Raw genomic sequence first — 17,678 nt, 5'->3', positions numbered from 1 at the left:
ATGAAACTGCCAATTTATCTTGATTATTCTGCAACTACCCCGGTTGATCCCCGGGTGGCGGACGTCATGTCGAAATGCTTGACTGCCGATGGCAACTTTGGCAATCCTGCTTCTCGCTCTCACAGCTTTGGCTGGCAGGCGGAAGAAGCAGTTGAAACGGCTCGTCGACAGGTTGCCGACCTGTTGAATGCAGATCCCCGGGAAATTGTCTGGACATCTGGTGCCACCGAAGCAAACAACCTTGCCATCAAGGGTTGTGCGCACTTTAATCAGAAAAAAGGCAAACATCTGATTACTTCCAAAATTGAACACAAGGCTGTTCTGGATACCTGTCGACAGCTGGAGAGGGAAGGATTTGAGGTGACTTACCTTGATCCCGGCAGTGACGGCATCATCCAGCCGGAAGCCGTTGCTGCGGCGATACGGGAAGATACTACGCTTGTTTCACTGATGCATGTCAATAACGAGATTGGTACCATTAATGACATAACTGCAATTGGTGAAATTTGTCGGGAACACAAGGTGTTTTTCCATGTTGATGCGGCCCAGAGCGCGGGCAAGGTAGAGATTGATATGGAAGCCATGAAAGTGGATTTGATGTCATTGTCCGCCCACAAAATCTACGGCCCAAAAGGTATTGGCGCACTGTATGTGCGTCGCAAGCCGCGGGTTCGAATAGAAGCGCAGACCCACGGTGGTGGTCATGAGCGGGGAATGCGTTCGGGCACTCTCGCGACGCATCAGATTGTTGGCATGGGTGAAGCGTTTCGTATAGCCAAACAAGAAATGGCTGAAGAAAATGCACGCTTGCTGAAGCTTCGCAACAAGCTGTGGGATGGTGTGCGGGAGATGGAAGAGGTTCACCTGAACGGTTCCCTGAGTCAGAGAGTAGCCAGCAATCTGAATGTCAGTTTTGCTTTTGTCGAAGGTGAATCGCTGATTATGGCGTTAAAGGATCTGGCGGTTTCTTCGGGCTCTGCCTGCACATCGGCAAGTCTTGAGCCTTCGTATGTACTTCGCGCTCTGGGCCTGGATGATGAATTGGCGCACAGTTCAATACGGTTTTCGATTGGCCGTTTTACAACGGAAGAGGAGATTGATTATACGGTTTCCATTATCCGGGATGCGGTGAATAAGTTGCGCGAACTGTCGCCGCTGTGGGATATGTTTAAAGACGGCGTTGACTTGAGCCAGGTAGAGTGGGCGGCCCACTAAACAGTGAGTTGGTTGAGAGACATTATAGTCGGCTTTCGATGAGAGAGTGGCTGAGGAGAAGCGAAAATGGCATATAGCGAAAAAGTTCTGGATCACTATGAGAATCCACGTAACGTAGGCAAGTTGGATGATAAATCCGATAGCGTCGGTACGGGCATGGTTGGTGCTCCCGCCTGTGGTGATGTTATGCGCCTGCAAATTCAGGTAAACGAAGATGGTGTTATCGAAGATGCCAAATTCAAGACTTACGGCTGCGGTTCAGCGATTGCATCCAGCTCACTGCTGACGGAGTGGGTAAAGGGTAAAACCCTCGATGAAGCGGCAAAAATCAAAAATACCGAGTTAGCTGAGGAGTTGGCTTTGCCGCCGGTGAAGATTCATTGCTCGGTGCTAGCTGAAGATGCGATCAAGGCGGCTGTCAAGGATATCCGTCAGAAGCGCGGTCAATAGCAAAAAAGCAACGAAACAGAAAACAGGTAGTAGCAGCGTTTTAACGCGCTGTATGGAGTAATCAGGTACAGCAGGAGACAGTTATGGCCATTACCATGACCCCGGCAGCACAAGAACATGTTGTAAGGCATCTCGTTAACCGTGGTTCAGGCGTTGGCATACGCCTGGGCATAAAAACCACTGGCTGTTCGGGGCTTTCTTATGTGCTGGAGTTCGTGGATTCGAAAGAGCCGGAAGATACTGTTTTCGAGTGCGGCGAAACAAAATTGTTTGTCGACCCGAAAAGCCTTGCTTACCTCGATGGCACAGAGCTGGATTTTGTTAAAGAGGGCCTGAATGAAGGTTTTCAGTTCAACAATCCAAATATGAAAGAAGAGTGTGGTTGTGGTGAAAGCTTTCATGTTTGAGCCGGGTCTGCAGTATTGAGTGGTCGCGCAGAAAAACCGGTAGTTGATGGTGGTTAGTCCGCAGAATTTTTATGAAATGTTTGAGTTGCCGGTTTCCTATGAAGTGGACCTGCGGCTGTTGAATGAACGCTATCTGAAGCTGCAGCAGCAACTTCATCCTGACCATTTTGCTGGTAGCTCCGGGGCTGAGCAGCGTCTTGCCGTGCAATACACCGCTGATCTCAATCAGGCTTACTCGGTACTGAAATCTCCTCTGGCGAGAGCACAATACCTGCTTGAATTGAAGGGTATAGATAGTTCGGGAAACACCACAGTAACTTCTGATATGGATTTTCTGATGCAGCAAATGGAGCTGCGTGAAGCGCTGTCAGAAGTTGAGCAGGCTGAAGACCCCTTTCAGGCGCTCAGTGTTATAGATCAGCAAGTAAATGATCATTTTGACAGGTTGCAAGTGGTGTTTGCTGACAGTTACCAGCAGGCCGATTATGAATCGGCCAGAGAAACTGTAGCCCGGCTTCAGTTTTACAGTAAGTTGCTTGCGGAGATTGAACAGCGGGAACATGATCTGGATGATTGTTAGCCGGATTCCAAAACAGAGTATTTAACGTGGTTTTATTACAAATATCAGAGCCGGGGCAATCACCGGAGCCCCACCAGCGTCGCCGGGCAGTCGGTATCGATCTGGGAACAACCAACTCGCTGGTCGCCTCTGTGAGGAGCGGTACACCGGAAACCTTGCCTGACGAGGAAAACAGACACCTGTTGCCGTCTGTTGTGCACGTGAAAAGCGATGAGCGATTCAATGTTGGCTATGAGGCGCGCGCAATTGCGGCTGAAGACCCGCTCAATACCCTGATATCGGTAAAACGCTTGCTTGGGCGAGGCATTAACGATGTGAAACTGTTGGGTTCTGAGCTGCCTTATGAGTTAGATGCCGATGATGGCGGTATGCCCAGTTTCAGGACTGTGGCGGGCAATATCAGTCCGGTCCAGGCCTCTGCCGAGATTCTCAAGGTGTTGGTTGCCCGTGGTGAAAAGGCACTTGCCGGACCTCTGGACGGTGCGGTTATTACTGTGCCCGCCTATTTTGATGAGTCTCAGCGGCAGGCGACAAAGGATGCAGCCACCCTTGCGGGGATCAAAGTGTTGCGCTTGCTCAATGAGCCAACTGCTGCGGCAATTGCCTATGGTCTGGACCGGAAGCACAGTCGAGAAGCTGGCGACGAAAGCGTTATTGCGGTTTATGACCTGGGTGGAGGCACTTTTGATATTTCCATATTGCGTCTTTCCCGAGGCGTGTTTCAGGTGCTGGCCACCGGGGGTGACTCTGCACTCGGCGGAGATGATTTTGATCGAGCCATTGCTGAATGGATCCGAGCTGAAGCCGGGCTGAATACAGATTTATCACCTCGGCAGCAGCGCCGGTTACTGAATGTGGCGACGGAAGCCAAACATGCACTTACGGATCGTGAAGCGGTGGTGGTTGAATTTGATGGTTGGAGTGGCAGTTTAACCCGAAGCAAATTGGCCGAGCTGATTGATCCGCTGATTAACAAAACACTGCGTGCCTGCAAAAGGGCTCTGAGGGATGCGGGAGTAGATACGGAAGCGGTGGATAATGTTGTCATGGTAGGAGGTTCCACCCGTTCCGTTCGTGTGGCCGAGAAGGTCGCGGAGCTGTTTGGGAAACCACCTTTGCTCAATATCGATCCAGACCGTGTGGTGGCGCTCGGCGCTGCACTGCAGGCAGACGTGCTGGTTGGCAATAAGCCGGACAGTGAAATGCTGCTGCTGGATGTGATTCCGCTGTCTCTGGGGCTGGAGACCATGGGTGGTCTTACCGAGAAACTTATTCATCGCAATACCACGATTCCTGTAGCCAAGGCGCAGGAGTTCACTACTTTCAAGGATGGTCAGACGGCGATGGTTATTCATGTGTTGCAGGGAGAGAGAGAGTTGGTCTCGGATTGCCGTTCGTTAGCCCGCTTCGAATTGCGTGGTATTCCGCCGATGGTGGCGGGAGCGGCTAAAGTGCGCGTGACTTTCCGGGTCGATGCAGACGGATTGCTGAATGTTTCTGCAAAAGAGCTTAACAGCAATGTAGAGGCGCATGTCGAAGTCAAACCGTCTTACGGGTTGAGCGATGAGCAGGTCACAGACATGCTAAAGGCTTCATATGAACACGCCAAAGAAGATATGCAGGCGAGGGCATTGCGTGAGCAGCAAGTAGAAGCTGATAGAATCATTGAAGACCTTTCGGCAGCAATGATGAAAGATGGCCGCGCCCTTCTCGACGAGAAAGAGTACCATTGCCTGGAAGTGGCGCTGGATGATCTCAAAGCCATTCGCGAAAATACAATGGAGCACCGCAAAATCGCCCGACAAATTGATGTGGTTGCTAAAACCAGTGAAGAATTTGCAGCACGCCGAATGAATGCCAGTATCAAAAAAGCGTTGGCAGGTCATAGCCTCGATGAAATTGAGAGAGACATGTAATGCCCAGGATCATTTTTTTACCGCATGAAACTATCTGCCCTGAAGGTGCTGTAGTCGAGGCGGAAACAGGAGAAAGCATTTGCGATGTTGCACTGCGCAGCGATATTGACATAGAGCATGCCTGTGAGAAGTCCTGTGCCTGTACAACCTGCCATGTTTACGTAAGAGAGGGGTTTGACTCCCTGGAAGAAGCGGATGAGCTGGAGGAAGATTTTCTCGATAAGGCCTGGGGTGTTGATCCGGAGTCGCGTCTGAGCTGTCAGGCGCTGGTTGCTGGCGAAGATCTGGTGGTCGAAATTCCCAAGTACACAATAAACATGGTTTCCGAAAAGCATTAGAATTGCCGGGTGAATATTAGCCTCATGGGAGGAGTTGATCTATGGAGTTGAAGTGGACAGATGTGCTGGATATTGCCATAGAATTATCTGAAAAGTATGATGACGTGGATCCGCGTCAGGTGAACTTTGTTGATCTCCGTAACTGGGTGCTGCAACTGGATGATTTTAATGATGATCCCAACCGTTGTGGCGAGAAAATTCTTGAAGCAATACAGATGGCATGGATTGAAGAAGTCGATTAGAATGTCGGCAGGGACAGGGGAATAAACACAATAAGGGGTAGCAATGAGCTCTAAAGAAGAGCTTTACAAACTGCTGGTCGATAAAGCACCCTACGGCACCCTGTTCTTTGCATACGGGGTCTGCATTGACTCCAACCCTCGCGCCCTCAGCATCCTTGATTGCCAGCAAAATCAACTGGTTGGCGCATCTCTTGATGAAATCACAGGCAATGAATCAACTGCGCTTGTCGATCTTAAACTACAGCTAAAAAAAGCTGTTCGCGATGGTAAAACTGAGCTGAATTGGCAGTGTCCTGTCGATCGCGGTGATAGAACTTCGATCGATTTGACGGTCATTTACGCCAGCGCTGATGCCAAGGAAATGATAGTAACCCTCCAACCGCAGGGTCAGCCGCTTGAGATGTCAGCCTCCGAGTCGAATCAGTTGCAGCCTCCGGTCAGAGGTGCTTCGTCTGGGATGACGGTTAATTTGGCTCCAGATGAGCCGTTGTCCGTTACGCCCTCTCCGGATTCGCCAGCAACTGCGGGCAAAACGCTTACGGATGATATTCCATCCTTTATCAACGTCCCTGAAGATACAAAAAAAAAGTCAGAATATCCTGAGCTAGACGCGGAGTTTGGGACAGCACAGAATGGCCTCGCTACTGCGGACGAAATTTTTGCTCCCGGCTCCTTTACTGATGAAACGATGGCGGATATGGCTCTGTCGGAGCTGGCGTCTCCCTCTGAAACCCTGGAGATTGTCACATCGCATGACCGGATGGAGGCGGAACTCAATCCGCCGATTTTAACGGAAGAGGTTTCTGCTCAGTCTTCTTCTGAGCGTCAGAACAGCCCGAATGTGGAGACATCCCCCGCGCGAGATTATCACTTTGACAGCCTGACTGAGCTGCCCAGTCGTCAGAAACTGCTTGAAACAATTGGTGACTATCTCAGTGCCGGATCAAGTGGAGAAATCTGTGGCGCCGCTTTAATGGTTGATCTGGATAACTTCAAGGATATTAATGATTCCTGGGGACACAGTGTTGGAGATCAGGTAATTAAAAAGGTTGGGCGGGCAATATCTGCTCTGGTCACCGGGAGGAACATTCTCGCTCGTATGAGTGGTGATGAGTTTGTCCTGTTTATTCCTGATATTTCGGACAGTATATCCCAGGCAGCCTGGGATGCTCAGGACATAGCAGAGCGAGTAAGGGAAGTTGTTGCGGCGCCGGTTTTTCTTGACGGGCACGAGGTCATTCTGACAGCAAGCATCGGTATAGCTCTGATCAGTGATAGCAAGTTGAGTGCGGAGCGAGTGCTGCAATTTGCCGATACTGCCATGTACGAGGCCAAGCGCAAGGGGCGAAACAGTATTGCGTTTTTTGATCCCTGTATCACGGAAAAAGCGCAGCGTCAGATTGGTATGAATACCCGTCTTCGCAAGGCCATTGATAATCAGGAATTCGCGCTTTATATCCAGCCGCAGATCTGTATCGAAACCGGTGAGTTGCGAGGCGGGGAAGCGCTGCTTCGCTGGATTAATTCTGACAAGATTACCAACATGCCCGCAGAGTTTATCCCCGTTCTCGAGTCATCCGGATTGATTATTGACGTTGGGCACTGGGTGATTCGCACAGCATGTGAATATATTCGCAGTTTTATTGATGATGGCATCTGGAAAGACCATATGCGTCTGGGAATTAATATCAGCCCCCGCCAGTTCCGCGATCCTCAGCTGTTGGAGGTTGTTGATCACAGCCTGAAAAGCTACAACATTGATCCGCGATATCTGAATTTTGAGATCACCGAGAATCTGGTGATTGACGATGTGGATGAAGCTATCCATAAAATGGAGCTTATTAAAAAACTGGGGTCGACCTTTTCAATAGATGATTTTGGTATTGGCTATTCGTCAATGATCTATCTGAAGCGCCTGCCCTTTGACCAATTAAAAATAGATCGAGAATTCATTCGCAATATCTACAGGGATCAGGAAAGTCGCGGTATGGTGGAGGCTATTATGGCGGTGTCACGTCAATATGGTCTGAGCGTGACAGCGGAAGGTGTTGAAAACAAAGAGGCGCTGGATGTATTGCGCAGGGTAGGTTGTGACGCCTATCAAGGCGCACATTTCAGCATGCCTGTTCCTGTTGACCGGTTCAGGCGAATGCTTGCAGCCTGAAGCCTTTGAATCATTCATAATCTCTTTGAGAGTTCCTTGTAACTCTTTGTCTTTAGAAGTAAAATCCCGGCGCTTTGATGTGTAAGCCTGATCCTTTGTGCGATCTTGCTATGAATGACCCGCCGAACTTTATGGAGACCCCTTAATGGCTATTGAAAGAACGCTTTCCATTATTAAGCCCGATGCTGTTGCAAAAAATGTAATTGGCCAGATTTACAGCCGCTTTGAAAGTGCTGGACTGAAAATTGTTAAAGCAAAAATGCAGCAGTTGACGACGGAACAGGCAGGCGGGTTTTATGCTGAACACAAAGAGCGGCCATTTTATCCGGCCCTGATCGAATTCATGACTTCTGGTCCGGTTATGATTCAGGTGCTGGAAGGTGAAGGCGCAGTGTTAAAAAACCGCGAACTGATGGGCGCTACAAATCCGCAGGAAGCCGAAGCAGGCACTATTCGTGCTGATTTTGCAGAGTCAATTGATGCCAACGCTGTCCATGGCTCCGACTCAACTGCATCCGCTGCCCGCGAAGTAGATTACTTTTTTGGTGCAGATGGCGTCTGCGCCTGAGACGGTGGTGGACACTGATAACAGTGCCTGTTTTATGACTGGAAGCCTATGACCGAATTTGTCGAGTCGCAACAGTTGGCAGAGCCCCAGAAGGATAAAGTTAATCTTCTGGGGCTTTCTGCTGAAAAGCTGGTGGAATTTTTTGCCGGAATAGGGGAGAAACCGTTCCGTGCAACCCAGGTGCTCAAGTGGATACACCAGCTGGGCGCTGAAGATTTCAGTCAGATGACCAATCTTTCCAAGTCTCTTCGGGAAAAGCTCACAGACGTTGCCGAAATCAGTGCTCCGGAAATTGTCAGTCGGCATGATTCTGCGGATGGCACCCGTAAATGGCTAATTCGTGTTTCCGGTGGCGATGTGATTGAAACCGTGTTTATTCCGGAAAAAGAGCGGGGCACGCTCTGCGTGTCTTCCCAGGTGGGCTGCTCTCTGGATTGCAGCTTTTGTGCAACGGGTAAACAGGGCTTTAGCCGTGACCTTACTGCGGCTGAAATCATTGGTCAGGTCTGGATTGCTGCGAAATCGTTTGATTCACTGGCTCCCAAGGCTGATCGTGTGATCAGTAATGTGGTGATGATGGGGATGGGGGAACCGCTGCTGAATTTCGATAATGTGGTCGATGCCATGAGCCTGATGCTGCACGATTCGGCATATGGGCTGTCAAAACGCAGAGTGACATTGAGCACATCAGGTGTTGTGCCTGCACTGGATAGGCTGGGTGATATCATTGATGTGTCCCTGGCTATTTCCCTGCATGCGCCGAATGATGCAATTCGCAACGAACTGGTGCCTGTTAACAAGCGCTACCCGATTGCGATGTTGCTGGCATCGGCGAAGAACTATTTGGACAAAATGCCGGACAATCGCCGCAAGCTGACCGTGGAATATACGTTGATTGATCACGTTAATGATCGCCGTGAACATGCCGAAGAGCTGGCTGAATTACTCAGCGATATTCCCTGCAAGATTAATTTGATTCCTTTTAATCCGATTGCAAACTCTGATTACAAGACTGTCTCGAATAATGCTCTGCACCGGTTTCGGGAAATTCTGCAAAAAGCCGGGCATACTGTTACCGTCCGGACCACGCGTGGTGACGACATTCAGGCTGCTTGCGGTCAACTGGCCGGACAGGTTAATGACAGAACCCGGCGCAGTGAGCGCTACCGCCTTCGTGGTGACGGGCAGCAGGTAATTAAATTTGTGCATCAACAGGGAGCATAGAAAGTGGCGCTTATGACAGGATCTTTGATTCGTTTCTTCTCTATGCTGCTGCTAGTCAGTATGGTAGGCGGCTGTACCAGTACGGCAAAAACTAATCAGGTAAGCGTCAGCAGGGATGAGCAGTTGCAAAACCGTCTGCAGCTTGCCGTTAACTATATGCGTTCTGGCAACCATGAACGAGCACGGGAACACCTTGCCCGTGCTGAGGAAATTGATAGTCGTTCTCCAGAGGTTCACGATCTTTATGCGCTGCTTTATCAGCGTGAGCGGGAGTTTGATATTGCTGAAAAACACTATAAAAAAGCACTGGGCTACGATCCCGGGTTCACCAGGGGCAGAAATAACTATGGTTCGTTTCTTTTAAGACAAGGGCGGGCTGAAGAAGCCTGCGAGCAGTTCAAAAAAGGCGCCGAAGACCTTAGCTATGTACGCCGCTTTGAGTTGTTTTACAAAATTGGCCTGTGTGCAACACGTACCGGTGATAATCGGGCGGCAATTGAAGCATTGCTAAAATCGCTGGCGCTAAATCAACAGTTTTCCCCAGCCTCGCTGGAGTTGGCTTCAATATCCTTCTCGGAAAAAGAATATGCAAAAGCGAAACAGTATTTGAACCACTATAACAGTCATCGTGATCGGCCTACACCGAGAGGCTTGTGGTTGGGAGTACAGCTGGAGCACATGTTTGGCAACAAGGACGCTCGGGATAGTCAGGGGTTGGCACTGAAAAACCTGTTCCCTGATTCTGAAGAAAACCTGCGCTATCAGAACTGGTTGAAAAATGGGTACAAAGAATAGCTCTGGTCAACAGCTGGCTAATAGTAAGCCCGGGTCACAGACACCGGGAGAAATGTTGCGTCGCATCCGAATTGACAGAGGGATGCAGATTGAAGATGTTGCTATGCAGCTCGGTCTGACCAACAGTCGCGTTACTGCACTGGAAGAAAATAATTACGAACAGTTGCCCTCGCGGGTCTATGTGAGAGGCTACATCAAGCGGTATTGCTCAATACTGGATATTGCGCCGGAGCCTGTTGTCGCCGGTTATGAAATACTTGCCGAAAATCATGGGGATAGCCTCCCGGCAGCTGTACCGGTAGAAGATATTTCACTAGTTGAAGCTGGTCGCCGGTGGATTGCAAATCGACACAGATTGATATTGATAACGGCTATTGTGCTGGCTCTATTGTTGATGTGGGTTATTCAACCGGGTGACGCCAGGCAGGTGTACCAGCCTGGCGCTGAAGAGGGCAATGATGGAGTCGGATTGATTGAGGTTCCTCAGACCGAGCTAATCAGCGAGAGTGAATTGATGGAGGGGGAGCTGATTGACGGTACGATAGTCCAGCAAACCGCGAAAGAGCCGGAGACGGACACCATAGCCATTACGATGTTGCCTGTTGAAGAGGTTATGCCTGTTATACAGACACTCGTTGTGACCCTGGGTAAAGACAGCTGGGTTGAGGTTGTGGATGCTCATCACGATGTTCTGCTGGCGGATCTGAAGCCGGCTGGCAGTGTTATCGAACTGCAGGGCAAAGCGCCTTTTGAAGTCTTGCTGGGCAACGCGATGGATGCGCGGGTAAGTTATCAGGGGAGCCCTGTTCCTGTGCCGGTTAGTCAGCAAGATCATGTTGCACGCTGGGTGGTTGGAAAGTAAGCCGGATTTTGTTTGCCAGTCAGTTGTAGTGAACCTGGTAGTTGATGTGATAGCCGGAAACAGTTTAAGTCAGAAATAGTGGGAATCAGAAAAAACATGCATTTCGAGTCGCCAATTCAGCGCAGAAAATCACGCCAGATAATGGTTGGCGATGTAGCCGTGGGTGGTGATGCGCCTATTTCCATCCAGAGCATGACGAATACAGAGACCACTGATGTTGCAGCAACGGTGGCTCAGATTCGGAAAATACAGGATGCTGGTGCGGATATTGTGCGGGTATCGGTTCCTTCCATGGAGGCAGCTGAAGCGTTTGGTTTGATTCGCAAACAGGTGAATGTACCGCTGGTGGCGGATATCCACTTTGATTACCGGATTGCCTTGCGAGTTGCCGATCTTGGTGTTGATTGTCTGCGTATTAATCCCGGGAATATTGGCCGTGAAAAGCGTATTCAGGCGGTAGTTGACAAGGCGCGAGACCTGAATATACCCATTCGTATCGGCGTCAATGCCGGGTCGCTGGAAAAAGATCTGCAGAAAAAGTATGGCGAGCCAACCCCTGATGCACTGGTTGAATCTGCAATGCGGCATGTGGAAATTCTCGACAGTCTCAACTTCAGCAACTTCAAACTCAGTCTGAAGGCTTCGGATATCTTTATGGCGGTTGCTGCGTATCGAAAAATAGCCAATATGATTGATAATCCGCTACACCTGGGAATTACCGAAGCGGGTGGGTTACGTGGCGGCACTGTTAAATCTTCAATAGGGCTTGGTTTACTGCTGATGGACGGTATTGGCGATACCCTGCGGGTGTCGCTGGCCGCTGACCCGGTACAAGAGGTGAAAGTAGGCTGGGATATGCTGAAGAGCCTCAAACTGCGCAGCAAGGGAATTAATTTTATCGCCTGTCCCAGTTGCTCGCGCCAGAATTTCGATGTCATTGATACCATGAATCAACTGGAAATACGCCTGGAAGACATTACTGTGCCAATGGATGTGGCAGTGATTGGCTGTATTGTGAATGGTCCGGGTGAGGCAAAGGAAGTAGATCTGGGGTTGACGGGAGGAACTCCCAATAATCTGATTTACATCGATGGGCAGCCACATACAAAACTGCCCAAAGAAAATCTGGTGGACCGGCTCGAGGAGCTGATCCGTGACAAAGCCGCGCAAAAGGCGGCAGAGCAGGAAAACCTGATAGCCAAAGCCTGATTTCAAGTCGGGACGAATTTTCTGTAACTGACGAATAACTTAAACAGCTGGAATAATAATCTTGAAAAAAATTCAGTCCATACGGGGCATGAACGATTTGCTCCCTGACGACTCACCACTTTGGCAATACCTGGAATCGTCCGTATCGTTATTACTTGGACGGTACGGTTATCGGGAAATTCGGTTTCCTGTGCTCGAATCAACAGAACTGTTCAAGCGCTCTATCGGTGAGGTTACCGATATTGTTGAAAAGGAAATGTACACTTTTGATGATCGCAATGGTGACAGTGTTACCCTGCGTCCGGAAGGGACCGCAGGCTGTGTACGCGCCTGTGAGGAAAATGGCCTGACTTACAACCAGATTCAGCGTCTCTGGTATTGCGGTCCGATGTTTCGTTATGAGCGCCCACAAAAGGGGCGTTTGCGCCAGTTTCATCAGATTGGCGCTGAAGTGTTTGGTCTTGATGGGCCGGATATCGATGCAGAAATACTGTTGATGACGTCGCGTTTGTGGCAGGAACTGGGTGTTGATCATGCGGTAACACTGCAGATTAATTCTCTGGGAACGGCGGCGTCCCGCGCCCGCTATCGCGATGCCCTGGTGGTGTTTCTTCAGGAACGGGTTGATGAACTGGACATTGATAGCCAGAGGCGAATGGAAACAAACCCGTTGCGGATTCTGGACAGTAAAAACCCGCAGACCCAGATGGTGCTGGAAAGTGCTCCTTTGCTGGCAGATTTTCTCGATGATGACTCCCGGTTGCATTTCGCAAGGTTGCGTGAGTTGCTGGATGCAACAGGACTTGATTATGAGGTGAATCCCCGCCTGGTCCGGGGGCTGGATTATTACGGCAAAACGGTTTTTGAATGGGTGACGGATGCCTTAGGTGCTCAGGGAACTGTCTGCGCGGGCGGTCGCTATAACGGACTTGTGGAACAGCTGGGAGGCAAACCGACACCCGCTGTTGGTTTTGCCATGGGGCTGGAGCGACTGGTTTTGCTGCTTGACGCGGTTGGCGCAGTACCGGATAGTATCGCCCGTCAGGTAGATGCCTATCTGGTTGCGGTTGGCGATGTTGAAGTCGAGGCGATGCGAACAGCGGAAATTATTCGCAGTAGTTGCAAAAAGTTGCGATTACAGAATCACTGCGGTGGTGGCAGCTTCAAGAATCAGATGAAGAAAGCGGATAAAAGCGGCGCCAGCGTTTGTTTGATTATCGGTGAAAATGAGGCTGCTTGTGGAACCGTTACAGTCAAGTTTCTGCGCAGTGATCAAACACAGCAAACATTACCGTTAGAGCAAGCTGTTGAACTACTCCGCAATATAAGTGTTACTTGAATTAATTTTCCTAACTTGATTAAGGACTGGATGTGGCAGAACATCTTTCAGATGAAGAACAACTCGAGGCGCTAAAGCGCTGGTGGAAAGAATCCGGACGGCAGACTCTTGCTGTCATTGCCATTGCTCTATTGGGGTATTTCGGCTGGAACGGCTGGCAGGATCACCAACAACAGCAGGCGGAAAAAGCCTCTGCGCTTTATGATCAAATGATGGAAGCGGCCAGCGTCACTCCCGGTAATAGCCTGAATGATGAGCAGAGTGCTCAGGTTACCTACCTGGCGGTCAGTCTGCAGGATCAGCATGCGGGCAGTCAGTATGCGCATTATGCGGCGTTGATGCTGGCAAAACTCGCGGTAGAAAAAGACGATCTCGATACGGCAGCCAGCGAACTGCACGGGGTCATGGATGATGCCAGTGAAGGACTTTCACTGATTGCCCGACTTCGGTTGGCCAAGGTTGAGGCGGCCAGAGAAAACTACGACAAAGCCATCGATCTGCTTCAGGCTGCTGATACCAAAGCTATGGCGGCAGCCTATGCGGAAGCGCTTGGCGATATCTACTATCAGCAGGGCAAATCCGGGCAGGCTTACAAGTTCTATCAGGATGCCCTGGCAGCAACCGCGGCAGACGATCGCACGCGCCCGATACTTGAGCTGAAAATTAACCAGGTTCTGCCGCGCCAGGATGTGCAGCTGGAAACTGAATCATCTGAAGGGGATGACTGATGAAACGTCTTTTTTTGGGGCTATTATGTTGTAGCTCATTATTTTTGTCCGGTTGTAGCTGGCTGGATTTCAGTACCGATGGAAAGACGGAGATCGAACCGGCGGAACTGGTAGATTTTGATGAAGAAGTAGAGATTGACAAACTCTGGTCCAGTGGCGGAGTTGGCAGTATTGAAGGTATAGGCAGCAATTTATTGCCAGCGCTGTACGAAGGAAAAATTTATGCGGCTGATAGCGATGGCAATGTTATTGCCGTCAATACTGCTAACGGCAAGAAGCTTTGGGACACCGAGCTGGAGGCAACACTGACCGGCGGTGTGGGTGCCGGTTATGGTAGTGTCTTTGTCGGTAGCGCTGAAGGCGATATTTTTGCTCTTGATGCCGAGACAGGAAACTTACAATGGCAAGCCTCTACGTCCAGTGAAGTGCTGTCTGCCCCAGCCAGCAATGGTTCTATTGTGGCGGTGCAATCCCAAGACGCAAAATTGCTGGGGCTTAATGCAGCAACTGGTGAGCAGGTGTGGCAGTTCAGAATTGATTCACCAGTGTTGACACTGCGTGGTTCCAGTGCCCCGCTGATGGTCGGCAGCACGGTAATTGCTGCGTTTGCCAATGGTAAAATTTATGGTTTGTCTGCGGATAGCGGTACCCAGCTGTGGGAAAACCGTATCGCCGTCCCGCAGGGTCGCACCGAGCTGGAACGTATGGTGGATATCGACGGTCAACCACTTTTGGAAGGTGATGTTCTTTACGTTGGGAGCTTTCAGGGGCGGCTGACAGCTGTTAGCCGCGGCACCGGTCGTAATCTGTGGTTTCAGGACAGTTCCAGTCACCGTGGTCCGGCCCATGGACTCGGGCAGGTTTATATGGTGGAAGAGGGTGATACCGTTCGTGCTTTCAGAGCCAGTAGCGGGCAGGTACTTTGGACGAATGATCAGCTTTTGTATCGAAAATTGAGTGCCCCGACAGTTGCGGGAGGCTATTTGGCTGTAGCTGATAGCGAAGGTTATCTGCATCTTTTGTCACAGACTGACGGTCACTTTGTTGCTCGCGCCAAGGTTGACGGTAGTGGTGTTAACGCGCCAATGGTGACTGATGGTGAACGGTTATATGTGCTTGCAAATGATGGCTCGATAACGGCTTATGCTTTTGAGAAACGTTAGTCCGGTGTAATAAAGTCAGCGCCAGTTGTTGCGTTTAATGTAGAATGCCGCCTTTGTAAGGCGGCATTTTTGCATATCTACTTAATCAATCACGTTAATTACGAGCTTTCATGATTCCTGTAATTGCCCTGGTGGGCAGGCCCAATGTGGGCAAATCGACACTGTTTAATCGCTTGACTAAATCGCGGGACGCTTTGGTTGCCAACTTTCCGGGGCTCACTCGTGATCGCAAATACGGCGAAGCAGAATTTGCTGGCCATCGCTTTATGTTGATCGATACCGGTGGTATTACCGGTGAAGAAGAAGGTATTGATGAGGCGATGGCTGCCCAGTCATTGCAGGCTATTGATGAAGCGGATGCTGTACTGTTTGTTGTGGATTGTCGCGATGGTTTAACGGCAACTGATCGACAGTTGGCAGCTCATCTCAGAGAGCAGCAGCGCAAGGTATTTCTGGTTGCCAACAAAGTGGACGGGATTAACCCGGACGTTGCTATAGCAGAATTTTTCGAACTGGGTTATGAGCAGATTTTTCCGATCACCGCGACTCACGGCCGCGGGGTAAAAAGTCTGATGGAAGAGGTGCTTGCCAGTTATCCGCCTAACATCGAAGACGGAGCCTCTGGCGATATTGATGAAGATGCCCCCCGGGCTACCAGAATAGCCATTATCGGTCGGCCCAACGTGGGAAAGTCAACGCTGGTTAATCGTATGCTCGGTGAGGATCGGGTTGTTGTGTTTGATCTGCCGGGAACCACGCGCGACAGTATCTATATTGATTACGAGCGCGATGGCAAACCCTATACCATTATTGATACTGCCGGAATTCGCCGTCGCAAAAATGTCAAACTGACCGTTGAAAAGTTCTCTATTGTGAAAACACTTCAGGCCATTGACGATGCCAATGTTGTGGTATTGCTGATGGATGCTCAGGAGGGATTGGTCGAGCAGGATATGCACCTGATGGGCAGTGTTGTGGAAGCAGGTAGAGCTTTGGTTCTGGTCATCAACAAGTGGGATGGTCTGGACAGTGACAAAAAAGAGTGGATGAAAACGGAACTGAATCGCCGTTTGAGATTTGTGGATTTTGCCGATGTACACTTTATTTCGGCTCTGCATGGCAGTGGTGTCGGCAAGCTTTATGGTTCAATCGAAAAAGCATTTGCAGCGGCAACAGATAAACTCAGTACCAATCACCTGACTCGTATTCTTGAAGATGCTACTGCCGATCACCAGCCGCCATTGGTTCGCGGTCGTCGCATCAAACTGCGTTACGCCCATGCCGGGGGCAAGAACCCGCCCATTATTGTGATTCACGGTAATCAGACCAGTGAAGTGCCAAGTCATTACACCCGTTATCTGGAAAAAACCTTTCGCAAGGCACTGGATCTTCATGGAACACCCGTGCGGATCGAATATCGCACGAGTGATAATCCCTTTGCCGGCAGGAAGAACAAACTGACAAATCGTCAGGTCGCCAAAAAACGCCGTATGATGAAGCACGTAAAGAAGAAAAAGTAGTGTCGCTAAGAGAAATAATGTTGGTCTTTAATCAATGTAATTAGCGCGCTTCTACTGTGAAGGTTAAAAATTTTATAAATTTTCTTTAAGTAATTCTCAATGGTGTATTCGGAGAGTTTCAGGCTATAAGCAATCTGCTTATTACTTTTCCCTTTGAGGAGTTCGCATACTACCTGAAACTGCCGGTTAGTGAGTATTTCGTCTAGAGCAGCCAGTTTTTCAGACTCTTCTTGGTCACTAATTTTCGAGAGCGTTTTTGTGATAGAGAAATGAATAACGGATTCCCGGCATTCATCCAACCAGTTCTCCATATCCGGCTGCGATTTTTCAATACAAAGATGTCGGCGTGTTCCAAGCGAATGCAGTCCAATTATCAAGAAAAGATTCTTTGATATCGAGCTGAAGCTAACGGCGGTCTCATTAAAGCCAAGCCTTGAAAAATATTTCCAGTAAGGTTTTGTTTGAGCATTATTTTGATAGAACGCTTGCTGGCCCTGGGTGCTGGACCATAGCCCGATACCGGTAAATTGTGAACAATTCCGATATATCGATCCCTCTCTCGGAATCAGTGGGTCGTAACGATAAAGGCCTTGAGCATATCTCTGCAAAGCTTCTTGAGAGACGTGTTTATGAAACAGGAAAGATATTGGGTTTGCAGAACCCTCACTGTTATCCAAAATAAACAGTGAAAGACCGTTGGCGCCAGACTTGGTCAGTATTTGGCGAGAATATGATCTGTTCATCAGCTCAAAATTATGGATCATCTGTTAACCCCACTGGATACCCAAGCTGGAAAAACCGGCTGACGCAACTATTTTTTATCCCCTATGAAAGGGCGTTTTTTAATATCAGCTATGAAATGTGTTGAAGCTGACCTATGGATTAGCTCCGTGGCAGGTTAGGCCATGAGTATTTTTCTGTCAATTCGGCACGTTGGTGCACATCCCCAAGTTAAGTT

General features: G+C 49.6%; 18 protein-coding genes. 17 read left to right on the top strand and 1 reads right to left on the bottom strand.

The window, feature by feature from the left end; all coding sequences use genetic code 11:
• The 17 genes from H7A02_12680 to der all read left to right on the top strand — a co-directional run bounded on the left by H7A02_12680 (nucleotide 1) and on the right by der (nucleotide 16,720).
• A complete protein-coding gene (locus tag H7A02_12680; protein MCP5173112.1) occupies nucleotides 1-1,215 on the top strand; it encodes an IscS subfamily cysteine desulfurase in 1,215 nt (404 codons plus the stop codon).
• 66 nt (nucleotides 1,216-1,281) lie between these two features.
• Entirely contained in the window at nucleotides 1,282-1,665 is a 384-nt protein-coding gene (iscU, locus tag H7A02_12675; protein MCP5173111.1) for a Fe-S cluster assembly scaffold IscU, read from the top strand.
• An 83-nt stretch (nucleotides 1,666-1,748) separates the two neighbouring features.
• Entirely contained in the window at nucleotides 1,749-2,072 is a 324-nt protein-coding gene (iscA, locus tag H7A02_12670; GenBank protein ID MCP5173110.1) for an iron-sulfur cluster assembly protein IscA, read from the top strand.
• Nucleotides 2,073-2,118: 46 nt separating this feature from the next.
• The gene (gene hscB, locus H7A02_12665; GenBank protein ID MCP5173109.1) at nucleotides 2,119-2,652 is read left to right on the top strand and encodes a Fe-S protein assembly co-chaperone HscB; all 534 of its coding nucleotides are present in this window, start codon (nucleotides 2,119-2,121) and stop codon (nucleotides 2,650-2,652) included.
• Between the two features lie 26 nt (nucleotides 2,653-2,678).
• A complete protein-coding gene (gene hscA, locus H7A02_12660) occupies nucleotides 2,679-4,568 on the top strand; it encodes a Fe-S protein assembly chaperone HscA (GenBank protein ID MCP5173108.1) in 1,890 nt (629 codons plus the stop codon).
• Nucleotides 4,568-4,906 (top strand): ISC system 2Fe-2S type ferredoxin, encoded by a 339-nt coding sequence (gene fdx / locus H7A02_12655; GenBank protein MCP5173107.1) that lies wholly within the window; start codon nucleotides 4,568-4,570, stop codon nucleotides 4,904-4,906. Before hscA ends, fdx begins: the two co-directional genes overlap by 1 nt.
• 41 nt (nucleotides 4,907-4,947) lie before the next feature.
• Nucleotides 4,948-5,148, top strand: a complete 201-nt coding sequence (gene iscX, locus H7A02_12650) for a Fe-S cluster assembly protein IscX (protein ID MCP5173106.1) — start codon at nucleotides 4,948-4,950, stop codon at nucleotides 5,146-5,148.
• Nucleotides 5,149-5,191: 43 nt separating this feature from the next.
• Nucleotides 5,192-7,312 (top strand): bifunctional diguanylate cyclase/phosphodiesterase, encoded by a 2,121-nt coding sequence (locus H7A02_12645; GenBank protein MCP5173105.1) that lies wholly within the window; start codon nucleotides 5,192-5,194, stop codon nucleotides 7,310-7,312.
• 145 nt (nucleotides 7,313-7,457) lie between these two features.
• Nucleotides 7,458-7,880, top strand: a complete 423-nt coding sequence (ndk, locus tag H7A02_12640) for a nucleoside-diphosphate kinase (GenBank protein MCP5173104.1) — start codon at nucleotides 7,458-7,460, stop codon at nucleotides 7,878-7,880.
• A 48-nt stretch (nucleotides 7,881-7,928) separates the two neighbouring features.
• The gene (gene rlmN / locus H7A02_12635) at nucleotides 7,929-9,104 is read left to right on the top strand and encodes a 23S rRNA (adenine(2503)-C(2))-methyltransferase RlmN (GenBank protein ID MCP5173103.1); all 1,176 of its coding nucleotides are present in this window, start codon (nucleotides 7,929-7,931) and stop codon (nucleotides 9,102-9,104) included.
• A 12-nt stretch (nucleotides 9,105-9,116) separates the two neighbouring features.
• Nucleotides 9,117-9,899 (top strand): type IV pilus biogenesis/stability protein PilW, encoded by a 783-nt coding sequence (gene pilW / locus H7A02_12630; GenBank protein MCP5173102.1) that lies wholly within the window; start codon nucleotides 9,117-9,119, stop codon nucleotides 9,897-9,899.
• Nucleotides 9,883-10,761, top strand: a complete 879-nt coding sequence (locus H7A02_12625) for a helix-turn-helix domain-containing protein (GenBank protein ID MCP5173101.1) — start codon at nucleotides 9,883-9,885, stop codon at nucleotides 10,759-10,761. Before pilW ends, H7A02_12625 begins: the two co-directional genes overlap by 17 nt.
• 96 nt (nucleotides 10,762-10,857) lie before the next feature.
• Nucleotides 10,858-11,970: a flavodoxin-dependent (E)-4-hydroxy-3-methylbut-2-enyl-diphosphate synthase gene (ispG, locus tag H7A02_12620; GenBank protein ID MCP5173100.1), complete on the top strand. Its 1,113-nt coding sequence runs from the start codon at nucleotides 10,858-10,860 to the stop codon at nucleotides 11,968-11,970.
• A gap of 61 nt (nucleotides 11,971-12,031) precedes the next feature.
• Entirely contained in the window at nucleotides 12,032-13,309 is a 1,278-nt protein-coding gene (hisS, locus tag H7A02_12615) for a histidine--tRNA ligase (protein ID MCP5173099.1), read from the top strand.
• Nucleotides 13,310-13,341: 32 nt separating this feature from the next.
• On the top strand, nucleotides 13,342-14,037 hold the full coding sequence (locus H7A02_12610) for a tetratricopeptide repeat protein (protein ID MCP5173098.1): 696 nt from the start codon (nucleotides 13,342-13,344) through the stop codon (nucleotides 14,035-14,037).
• Nucleotides 14,037-15,200 (top strand): outer membrane protein assembly factor BamB, encoded by a 1,164-nt coding sequence (gene bamB / locus H7A02_12605; protein MCP5173097.1) that lies wholly within the window; start codon nucleotides 14,037-14,039, stop codon nucleotides 15,198-15,200. Before H7A02_12610 ends, bamB begins: the two co-directional genes overlap by 1 nt.
• 110 nt (nucleotides 15,201-15,310) lie before the next feature.
• Nucleotides 15,311-16,720: a ribosome biogenesis GTPase Der gene (gene der, locus H7A02_12600; GenBank protein ID MCP5173096.1), complete on the top strand. Its 1,410-nt coding sequence runs from the start codon at nucleotides 15,311-15,313 to the stop codon at nucleotides 16,718-16,720.
• Nucleotides 16,721-16,725: 5 nt separating this feature from the next.
• On the opposite strand, the gene H7A02_12595 is transcribed toward der, so the two are convergent.
• Complete coding sequence (locus H7A02_12595) at nucleotides 16,726-17,484, bottom strand: response regulator transcription factor (protein ID MCP5173095.1); 759 nt, start codon at nucleotides 17,482-17,484, stop codon at nucleotides 16,726-16,728.
• Nucleotides 17,485-17,678 lie beyond the last annotated feature (194 nt).

The sequence above is a fragment of the Pseudomonadales bacterium genome (assembly GCA_024234435.1).
In the GTDB taxonomy this organism is placed as follows: Bacteria; Pseudomonadota; Gammaproteobacteria; order Pseudomonadales; family Porticoccaceae; genus JACKOF01.
This window is presented reverse-complemented; position numbering and strand designations above follow the sequence as displayed.

What these genes read in the sequence shown, in the direction of transcription:
- rlmN (MCP5173103.1), top strand. Translation starts at nt 7,929, where the DNA reads ATGACCGAATTTGTCGAGTCGCAACAGTTGGCAGAGCCCCAGAAGGAT.
- pilW (MCP5173102.1), top strand. Translation starts at nt 9,117, where the DNA reads ATGACAGGATCTTTGATTCGTTTCTTCTCTATGCTGCTGCTAGTCAGT.
- H7A02_12595 (MCP5173095.1), bottom strand. Translation starts at nt 17,484, where the DNA reads ATGATCCATAATTTTGAGCTGATGAACAGATCATATTCTCGCCAAATA.
- bamB (MCP5173097.1), top strand. Translation starts at nt 14,037, where the DNA reads ATGAAACGTCTTTTTTTGGGGCTATTATGTTGTAGCTCATTATTTTTG.
- H7A02_12680 (MCP5173112.1), top strand. Translation starts at nt 1, where the DNA reads ATGAAACTGCCAATTTATCTTGATTATTCTGCAACTACCCCGGTTGAT.
- hscB (MCP5173109.1), top strand. Translation starts at nt 2,119, where the DNA reads ATGGTGGTTAGTCCGCAGAATTTTTATGAAATGTTTGAGTTGCCGGTT.
- der (MCP5173096.1), top strand. Translation starts at nt 15,311, where the DNA reads ATGATTCCTGTAATTGCCCTGGTGGGCAGGCCCAATGTGGGCAAATCG.
- fdx (MCP5173107.1), top strand. Translation starts at nt 4,568, where the DNA reads ATGCCCAGGATCATTTTTTTACCGCATGAAACTATCTGCCCTGAAGGT.
- ndk (MCP5173104.1), top strand. Translation starts at nt 7,458, where the DNA reads ATGGCTATTGAAAGAACGCTTTCCATTATTAAGCCCGATGCTGTTGCA.
- H7A02_12645 (MCP5173105.1), top strand. Translation starts at nt 5,192, where the DNA reads ATGAGCTCTAAAGAAGAGCTTTACAAACTGCTGGTCGATAAAGCACCC.
- ispG (MCP5173100.1), top strand. Translation starts at nt 10,858, where the DNA reads ATGCATTTCGAGTCGCCAATTCAGCGCAGAAAATCACGCCAGATAATG.
- iscA (MCP5173110.1), top strand. Translation starts at nt 1,749, where the DNA reads ATGGCCATTACCATGACCCCGGCAGCACAAGAACATGTTGTAAGGCAT.
- H7A02_12625 (MCP5173101.1), top strand. Translation starts at nt 9,883, where the DNA reads ATGGGTACAAAGAATAGCTCTGGTCAACAGCTGGCTAATAGTAAGCCC.
- iscX (MCP5173106.1), top strand. Translation starts at nt 4,948, where the DNA reads ATGGAGTTGAAGTGGACAGATGTGCTGGATATTGCCATAGAATTATCT.
- iscU (MCP5173111.1), top strand. Translation starts at nt 1,282, where the DNA reads ATGGCATATAGCGAAAAAGTTCTGGATCACTATGAGAATCCACGTAAC.